At 60.2% G+C, this 8,523-nt stretch carries 10 protein-coding genes and 1 riboswitch; of the genes, 7 read left to right on the top strand and 3 right to left on the bottom strand.

Annotation, left to right across the window (positions count from 1 at the left end):
• The 3 genes from AACS18_RS18060 to AACS18_RS18050 form a co-directional block, all read left to right on the top strand.
• The coding region (locus AACS18_RS18060) for a copper homeostasis protein CutC (protein ID WP_258228765.1) at nucleotides 1-649 on the top strand (649 nt) is incomplete at its 5' end.
• Nucleotides 650-799: 150 nt separating this feature from the next.
• Nucleotides 800-1,411: an FKBP-type peptidyl-prolyl cis-trans isomerase gene (locus tag AACS18_RS18055; protein ID WP_005338405.1), complete on the top strand. Its 612-nt coding sequence runs from the start codon at nucleotides 800-802 to the stop codon at nucleotides 1,409-1,411.
• 188 nt (nucleotides 1,412-1,599) lie between these two features.
• Complete coding sequence (locus tag AACS18_RS18050) at nucleotides 1,600-1,914, top strand: DUF2845 domain-containing protein (RefSeq protein WP_033135134.1); 315 nt, start codon at nucleotides 1,600-1,602, stop codon at nucleotides 1,912-1,914.
• A 52-nt stretch (nucleotides 1,915-1,966) separates the two neighbouring features.
• On the opposite strand, the gene AACS18_RS18045 is transcribed toward AACS18_RS18050, so the two are convergent.
• On the bottom strand, nucleotides 1,967-2,185 hold the full coding sequence (locus tag AACS18_RS18045; RefSeq protein ID WP_108612935.1) for a DUF1107 family protein: 219 nt from the start codon (nucleotides 2,183-2,185) through the stop codon (nucleotides 1,967-1,969).
• A gap of 203 nt (nucleotides 2,186-2,388) precedes the next feature.
• Between AACS18_RS18045 and yfcD the strand changes: the two genes are divergently transcribed.
• The gene (gene yfcD, locus AACS18_RS18040; protein WP_058059161.1) at nucleotides 2,389-2,871 is read left to right on the top strand and encodes an NUDIX hydrolase YfcD; all 483 of its coding nucleotides are present in this window, start codon (nucleotides 2,389-2,391) and stop codon (nucleotides 2,869-2,871) included.
• A gap of 83 nt (nucleotides 2,872-2,954) precedes the next feature.
• On the opposite strand, the gene AACS18_RS18035 is transcribed toward yfcD, so the two are convergent.
• Entirely contained in the window at nucleotides 2,955-3,881 is a 927-nt protein-coding gene (locus AACS18_RS18035) for a phenylacetate--CoA ligase family protein (RefSeq protein ID WP_069526297.1), read from the bottom strand.
• A gap of 155 nt (nucleotides 3,882-4,036) precedes the next feature.
• On the opposite strand from AACS18_RS18035, the gene AACS18_RS18030 reads away from it, so the two are divergent.
• On the top strand, nucleotides 4,037-4,510 hold the full coding sequence (locus tag AACS18_RS18030; protein WP_108612934.1) for a peroxiredoxin: 474 nt from the start codon (nucleotides 4,037-4,039) through the stop codon (nucleotides 4,508-4,510).
• 126 nt (nucleotides 4,511-4,636) lie between these two features.
• Complete coding sequence (locus AACS18_RS18025) at nucleotides 4,637-5,605, top strand: calcium/sodium antiporter (protein ID WP_108612933.1); 969 nt, start codon at nucleotides 4,637-4,639, stop codon at nucleotides 5,603-5,605.
• A gap of 87 nt (nucleotides 5,606-5,692) precedes the next feature.
• On the opposite strand, the gene AACS18_RS18020 is transcribed toward AACS18_RS18025, so the two are convergent.
• Nucleotides 5,693-6,859, bottom strand: coding sequence for a type III PLP-dependent enzyme (locus AACS18_RS18020; RefSeq protein ID WP_108612932.1), 1,167 nt, complete (start codon nucleotides 6,857-6,859; stop codon nucleotides 5,693-5,695).
• 507 nt (nucleotides 6,860-7,366) lie between these two features.
• A riboswitch (glycine riboswitch) is annotated at nucleotides 7,367-7,482 on the top strand.
• Between the two features lie 107 nt (nucleotides 7,483-7,589).
• Between AACS18_RS18020 and AACS18_RS18015 the strand changes: the two genes are divergently transcribed.
• Nucleotides 7,590-8,523, top strand: a 934-nt coding sequence (locus AACS18_RS18015) for an alanine/glycine:cation symporter family protein (RefSeq protein WP_108612931.1), incomplete at its 3' end; no start/stop codon positions are given.

Here is an 8,523-nt window from a genome sequence, read left to right as displayed (position 1 = left end):
GCTCTGCTCTGCGCTGGGTCTGGGCGGCCTGACCCCCTCCTACGGCTTTATGCAGCAGGCAGCCCGCCACGCCACTGTGCCGGTGTACGCCATGATCCGCCCGCGCGCCGGGGATTTTTGCTTCAACGACGGCGAGTTCGAGATGATGCTGCTGGATATCGCGGCGGCACGTGCTGCGGGGCTGCAAGGGGTGGTGGTCGGTCTGCTGGATGAGGAGGGGCGGGTGCCTGCCGCCAAGCTCAAACAGCTGGTGGATGCAGCAGGATCGTTGGGGGTCACCTTCCATCGCGCCATCGACCTCTCCTCCGACTGGCGCCTCGATCTGGAGACCATAGTTGCTGCCGGTTGCGAGCGCATTTTAAGCTCGGGCCATGCGCCGACCGCGCTGGCTGGGCTGGAAACCCTGCAGGAGATGCAGCAGGCGCTGGCGGGGCGTGCCAGCCTGATGCCGGGGGCCGGGGTCAATGCCGACAACGTGCGTATCATCATCGAGTTCACCGGGGTGAGCGAAGTGCATATGTCCGGCATGGGCTGGCGCGGTGGCATGGTGCCGCACGGAGTGAATATGGGCACTTCGGATGATGGTCGGGTCAATATCACCGATGGCGCCAAGGTGGCTGCGGTCAGAGTCTTGCTGGATCGCGGTTAAGCAGATCGCCGCCGTTGGGCGGCGTTCATCCGCATCTTGTGTGAAGTTCCTCCCACTGACGGGGAAATCAGGGGCACCCCCGGCAGCACCCCAGCCAAAAGTCTGATATTATCCCGCCTCTTTACTACATGGATCTGGAGCAACATCTCAATGTCCCAATACGACTCTATCGAACAGAAGGCCAGCTATGGCATCGGCCGCAACATGGGTGATCAGCTGGCGCAGCAAGCCTTCGCCGGTCTGGATATCCCGGCCCTGCAACAAGGTCTGGCAGATGCCCTGAATGGTCTGGAGTTCGCGGTCAGCCGTGACGATATCAATGATGCCTTCCAGGTGATCACTGCGCGTATGCAAGAAGAGCAGGAAGCCGCCGCCAAGGCCGCAGCTGCTGACGGCGAAGCCTTCCTGGCTGATAACGCCAAGCGCGCTGAAGTGAAAGTGACCGACTCCGGTCTGCAGTACGAAGTGCTGGTTGAAGGCAACGGTGCCGTTCCGGTAGCCGGTCAGTCCGTGCGTGTGCACTACCACGGTACCTTCACCCACGGTGGCGTATTCGACAGCTCCGTCGCTCGCGGCCAGCCGGCTGAATTCCCGGTGACCGGCGTGATTGCTGGCTGGGTTGAAGCGCTGCAGCTGATGCCGGTTGGTTCCAAGTGGAAGCTCTATATCCCCCACGATCTGGCCTACGGTGCCCGTGGCGCGGGCTCCATCCCGCCTTACTCTGCACTGGTATTTGAAGTCGAGCTGCTGGACATCCTGTGATCCTGCTGGCTTGATGCAAACGGCGACCCTCGGATCGCCGTTTGTTTTTGGGTTATGTGATAGACAGCATTTGTCGCGACCAGCGGGCTGGAGAGCAGAAAAGGGCGGCACTTTTGCGCCATTGACTGGTTTTTTCAGAAACGGGAACAGGCATACTGCGACTCATTAGAGAGGATAAGGAGAACCCGATGAGCAAGAAGATGAAGAAAGTAGCGGGGCTTGCTCTGTTGCTGCTGAGCATTCCGGCCAGTGCCGATGCCATGCGCTGCAAGAACGCCCTGATCACCGAGGGAGACACCACCGCCGAGATGCTGCTCAAGTGCGGTGAGCCGATGTTGCGTGAAGAGCTCAACCGCAACGAGGAGAACCAGTTTGGCAACATGGTACAGGTCAAATATGGTGAACGCTGGACCTACAACTTCGGCAAGAACGAGTTCATGCGCTTTGTGACGGTGCGCAACGGCATCATTACCGATATCGAAAACGGCCCGCGCGGCGAGTAACCGGCGGGCAAAGCATGGATGCACAACAGACAGTAGGGCAAGACCCTTTGACTCACATGTCCGGCAAGGGGTCACGGTGACCAAGTTGTCTGACCGCCAGATTGATCTGGCGAGCCAGTCTCAGCCGCTGGCGGCAGGTCAGGCCATGGAGGCTGATCCTGCCCGCGTTGAATTCAAATGTCCCCAGCGACTCGATGGTAAAATAGCCTCGATGAAAGCTCTTGATGTAGCGAGCGATCTGCCGTGGGGATAACTGCTTGAATACCTTCATCACACGGTTCCCTGATTGCCTGGACAGGGCACACTATGGTGTCGGTCGATGACACTGATATGACGGTTTATAAAGATTTGCATGAATCCTTATTTTGCCAGTGAGCTCGGCAAATTGACGGCATCATCGAAAAAGTTGTGCCATTGCAAACCACCGCACCGATATACTGCGGGCTTGAATGGAACAAATAAAAGGGCCTGTGCGTGGAATGGGTTGATGTGGTGGACGGGAACAACCGGGTGATTGGCGTGGCCGAGCGAGCCAAGGTGCGGCGGGAGAATCTCTGCCATCGCGCCAGCTATATTCTGGTGCTCGACGACGCGGATCGGATCCTGGTGCAGCGACGCACCCTCAGCAAGGATTTCTGCCCCGGCATGCTGGATGCCTGCGCCGGTGGCGTGGTCACCACCGGTGAGGAGATGGAGCGCTCCGCCCGCCGCGAGCTGGCCGAGGAGCTGGGGATTATGGATGTTCCTCTGCAGGGCTTTGGCAGCTTTTATGCAGAAGGGGAGGGCTACCGGGTCTGGGGTGGCCTCTTCAGTTGCCACTATCAGGGGCCGCTGCAGTTGCAGGCCGAAGAGGTGAGCGCGGTGCACTGGATGAGCCTGGCCGAGATCGCCGAGCGTGCCAGCGAATTTACCCCCGACTCCCTGCTCGCCATCGCCACCTGGCAGGCGAGACGCTGACCAACTTCATATATTCTCTTCTCCAGAGACAAGACGGGCAGCCTGATGGCTGCCCGTCTGCCTTTGTGCATTTACTTGGTCTGCTACACCAGCTTGAGGCGCCGGTTGGTGCGCCCGCAAGCGCTCGGTTTGGCGAGCCAGTGACCTTGCCAGTCGGTGGCTAGCCGCAGCAGCGGATACTCCAGATCGAGCCGGGTCACCACCAGCTGGCCTGTTTCATCGCCACTCACGGGATTGCCGCTGGCGGGATCGATGATCTCGATGATGCAGCTCTCGTTGACGATAAAGCCCTGACCGGGCTGACTCTCGTAGGCTACCACCCCCACATCCTGCCACACCAGACAGTTGAGGGCCGCAATGCCGTGAATGGCGCGCAGCGGTGCAGTTTCGGGATGGGTTGCTTCGCACAATAGGGCGCGGCGCAGCGAGTCGCTCGGGATCTCCGCCGCCTCGGCCGCTTCCAGCAGGTCGAGCAGGGTCACCAGCGGGCCGACGTAGCCGGTGGGTTGATAGCGCAGCAGTGCCTCCAGCTGGCGCTGGGTATCGTGGGGCCCGCAGGGTACCACGGGAGCCCCCAGCTGGCGGGCGCCGTTATCGAAGATAAAGGCGGTGGGGCCAGCATGATAGTCGTGGCCGTTGAGCATCACTTCCCCCGCCTTGAAACCGGCGGCAAACAGCGCCCGGGCGGCCCCCCACCAGTCAGCACCCGCATACTCGGGGATGGCCAGCTGGCCCGGACAGGAGAAGACCCGCAGCGCCTGACTGGCCGGACGGCCGGTGAGACCGGCAAAGGGGGGATGAGCTTGCTGAGCGGCAAAGAGCTCTTTGCTATCGAGCAGTGGCAGGGTGGCCAGCTCTGCCAGATCCTCGAGGCGGCACTGGCGATAGGCGCTGGAGTAACCGGCGCAATATTGACTGACATGGGTAAGCTGATGATTGAGCTGGTCCAGTTGCTGCTGTTCGCGCATGGCGGGGGGACGAATTTCCAGACCATCGTAATAGTGTTGCATGGGGCCTCCTGGCGCCGTGAAACCAGCTCAAGAGTAGTCTGCCCAAGGGGAAAATGCCTGCCGCTATCCATGGTCAGGCTCAGAGCCGCTGTTAGGCGGCATCGTCACTCTGGGATAAACTGGCGACTTCCCATCACGACTCAGGACGAGAAATCATGATTGCTGTAGGACACCCCCTGCCTGCGGGCGAATTTACCTTTATCACCGCCGAGGGCAAGCAGCTGCGGGATAGCAAGACGCTGTTCGCCGGTAAAAAAGTGGTGCTGTTTGCGGTACCCGGCGCCTTTACTCCCACCTGCTCCAATGCTCATCTGCCCGGCTATGTGGTGCTGGCCGATCAGTTTATGGCCAAAGGGGTGGATGCCATCTGTTGTCTGTCGGTCAACGACGCTTTCGTGATGCGGGCCTGGCAGATGGCCCAGAATGCAGAGGCGATCACCATGCTGGCGGATGGCGATGGCAGCTGGACCCGGGCGCTGGATCTGGCCAAGGATACCGGTGCCTTTGGCGGCGTGCGCGCCCAGCGCTTTGCGTTGATCGCCAACGATGGTGTGGTCGAGCAGCTGTTTGTGGAGGCACCGGGCAAGTTCGAGGTCTCCGATGCCGCGAGCCTGCTGGCTGCACTGTGAAATGTTAATCACGGTTTGATTTCCCCTTGAAATGGGAGGTGGCACAGCTACACTGGCGCCACTTTCCCATGGTGCCTGCCCGTTCGGGCTGGCGCTTCGTTGCAGATAACAAGAGATGAAGATCCTATGACCCTGGCTTTTGTTGCCCTGATTGCCGGACTGGCGCTGCTGGTCTGGAGTGCAGACAAGTTTGTCGACGGTGCCGCCGCCACTGCCCGTTATGCGGGGATGCCGCCGCTGCTGATCGGCATGGTGATCATCGGTTTTGGTACCTCGGCCCCGGAGATGGTGGTCTCGGCGCTGGCGGCGTCCCAGGGCAATCCCGGGTTGGCGCTTGGCAATGCCTATGGCTCCAACATCACCAATATCGCGCTGATCCTGGGTCTGACGGCACTGATCAGCCCTATCGCGGTGGCCTCTCAGGTAGTGCGCAAGGAGATCCCGATCCTGCTCGGTATTACCCTGCTCTCCGGCGCTCTGCTGATCGATGGTCATCTGGGCCGGATGGATGCGGTCATTCTGGGGGCCGTCTTCGTTGCCCTGATGGGCTGGTCCATCTGGGCTGGCATGAATGGCAAGGGAGATGCGCTGGATACCGAGACCGCCGAGGATATCGAGAGCGAGGGAATGTCCCTCAAGAGCGCTATCTTCTGGCTGGTGGTCGGGCTGGTGCTGCTGATCGGTGCTTCCCGCCTGCTGGTCTGGGGGGCGGTGACCATCGCTCAGGCACTTGGTATCAGCGATCTGGTGATTGGTCTCACCATAGTCGCGGTAGGGACCTCTCTGCCGGAGCTGGCCTCTTCGCTTATCGCCATTCGCAAGAAGGAGCATGATCTGGCTCTTGGCAACGTGCTCGGCTCCAACCTGTTCAACACCCTGGCGGTGGTGGGGATTGCGGCGGGCATCCACCCGCTCGATGTGGCGCCGGAGGTGCTCACCCGTGACTGGAGCATCATGATGGGGCTGACCCTGCTGCTGCTGGTGATGTGTCTGGGCCGCAAGGGGCAGGGCCGCATCAACCGGTTGGAGGGGGGCGTGCTGCTCACCTGCTTCGTCGCCTACACCGGCTGGCTGCTGACCAGTCAGTTTATCTGATAGGGGTTGGTGGAATGAGAGAGGGGGAAGCGCAAGCTTCCCCCTCTTGTTTTGCCCAGTGAACCTGTTGGCGAGCGAGCGGTGTGCTCAGGCTACTGCCACCAGCTTCTGCCCCTTCTGGCTGCTGTCCAGAATGAGGATGCTGGCCTTGGGGAAAAAGTTGAAGGTGGAGGCGGAGGCCCAGGTGTAGGCGCCCATCACCTTGCCAACCACCAGTTCGCCGATAGCCAGATCCGGCAGCATGATGCCATCGCGGATCACATCCACGCTGTCGCAGGTGGGGCCGGAGAGCACCGAGTTGTGTTGCTCGCCGCTGGCATAAGGCGTGCTCACCGGATAGGTGACGTGGTCATAGAGCTGGCCGTTGTAGCTGCCGTAGAGGCCGTCATCCAGGTAGTACCAGATCTTGTCGCCGCGGTGCGCCTTGCCCATCACGCTGGATACCGAAGTCATGGCCGGCGCGCTGATAAAGCGGCCCGGTTCGGCAATCTTCTGCACGGTAGCGGGCAACTTGGCCAGTGCTTCGCGGATCGGCGCGCAGAAGCCGTCGATATCGAACTCGCCCCCCTCATAATCCACCGGGAAACCGCCGCCGATATCCAGTACCCAGGGCTTGAGCCCGAGCGCCCAGGCCTGCTCCATGATCTCGCGGCAGGCGTCGATGGCCTGCACATGGCGACGGGCATGAGGTACCTGAGAGCCGACGTGGAACGACAGCCCCATCACCTTGATCCCCTTGGCGTGGCCCAGTTGCAACAGCGGCAGCGCCTGCTCCGGAGTGCAGCCGAACTTTTTGGAGAGATCGACCTTGGTCTCGGGGTTCGGGAAGCTGACCCGCAGCAGCAGTTTCACTTCGTCCTTGTAGGGAATGAACTTTTCCAGCTCCAGCGGGTTGTCATAGACAAACACAGTGCAGCCGAACTCCAGCGCGTAACGGATATCGCTGTCGCGCTTGATGGGATGGGTATGAATGCAACGTCCCGGGCGAACCCCCTGACTGCGCACCAGATCGACTTCGCCATTGGTGGCCAAGTCGAAACAGGCCCCCTCTTCCTTCAAGACAGAGACCACCGCCTCATGGGGCAGGGGTTTGAGTGCATAGTGCAATCGTACATCGGGCAGGGCTGCGGCCAGGGCCCGATACTGTTTGCGGACGGCTGCCTTGTCGAGCAGCAGCAGGGGGGAGCCGAATTGTTCAACCAGCTGACGGTAATCTTGTGCGACCACATCTTTTGCAACCAGGGTCTCGTTCATTCTCTTTTGGTCATCCTTAGGGGGCGTGATATGCCCAAGCCATATGCGATTGAACCGGCGACGGCCGGGTCAGGCGAGCGGTCCGGTGGGACCAACCGAACACAGTGCATAAATTGATAACAAAGTGATTGGTTATGCAGCGGATTATCGGCTTATTGATTCTGTGCGCAAGCATTTTGATTGGATATGTCGGCAAGATTTTCTTGGCGAAACGAGAGGGATCACTGTTCTCTATCCGCCATTTTTCCCGTTTGGGCCACATTTGATCCGTGAGAGCCTAACTTGTTGATACTTAACTAACATTTAACATTCTTGCTGCGATTCTGATGGTCACTAAAAAAATATAAATGGGGGCGGCCAAGTGCGAGACAGCTCACATTTTTTGGATTAACATGCCGACTTCCTAATCCAAACTAGTTCGGATGAAGGTAGCAGGAGAGCGATGGGCAACCATCCACCGAAGAAGTGAATCTTTCAGGTACCGGGCAACCGGTGTGGACTGCTACTGGACGATACTCTGGAGAGACCCGTTAAATCGGGCGCCGAAGGAGCAAGGCACCATGACTACCCGCAAGGGCAGGCTGGCGCCGGAAACTCTCAGGCAAAAGGACAGAGGGGATGGGATGGTTGTACCTGGGCTTGGCCCGCATCCGATCGCCTCTGGCCGATCGCGACACCTATGGGAAGATCATCCTTCTCCTCCTTAATTTCTGTTTCTTAAGGAGGATGCATGTCATCAATTCAATCGGCGTTAACCGCCATCGATAGTTTTATCTGGGGTCCACCCCTGCTGATCCTGCTGGTCGGGACCGGTATCTATCTCACCCTGCGTCTGGGTCTGCTTCAGGTGGTGCGCTTGCCGCTCGCTCTGCGTCTGGTCTTTGGCCGCGATCAGGGGCAGGGCAAGCAGGGGGATGTCTCCAGCTTCGGCGCCCTCTGTACCGCACTCTCTGCCACCATCGGCACCGGCAATATCGTCGGGGTGGCCACCGCCATCAAGCTGGGGGGCCCGGGTGCCTTGTTCTGGATGTGGATGGCGGCGCTGTTCGGCATGGCCACCAAGTACGCCGAGTGTCTGCTGGCGGTGAAATATCGCGAGCAGGATGCCAATGGCCAGATGGCGGGTGGCCCCATGTACTATCTGGAGAAGGGGCTCGGCTCCAAGCCGCTGGCCAAGCTGTTTGCCCTGTTCGGCATCGGCGTGGCTTTCTTCGGGATCGGTACCTTCCCGCAGGTCAATGCCATCTCCGACGCCATGAGCCTCTCCTTCTCGGTGCCCCGTGAAGCGACCGCCGTGGTGCTGACCCTGATCGTGGCGCTGGTGACTCTGGGGGGGATCAAATCCATCTCCAGCGTGTCGAGCAAGGTGGTGCCCTTCATGGCCATCTTCTACATCGTCGCCTGTCTGGGCGTGCTGGTGAACAACGCCAGCGCCCTGCCCGATGCCGTCATGCTGGTTATCGATAGTGCCTTCACCGGCCATGCGGCGACCGGCGGCTTCGTCGGTGCCAGCATCATGCTGGCCATTCAGTCAGGGGTGGCGCGCGGGGTCTTCTCCAACGAATCGGGACTGGGCTCTGCGCCCATCGCGGCGGCGGCAGCCAAGACCGATTCGTGTGTGGAGCAGGGGCTGGTCTCCATGACAGGTACCTTCATCGACACCA

The organism is Aeromonas sp. HMWF015 (assembly GCF_963878965.1).
Lineage (GTDB): Bacteria > Pseudomonadota > Gammaproteobacteria > Enterobacterales > Aeromonadaceae > Aeromonas > Aeromonas veronii.
This window is presented reverse-complemented; position numbering and strand designations above follow the sequence as displayed.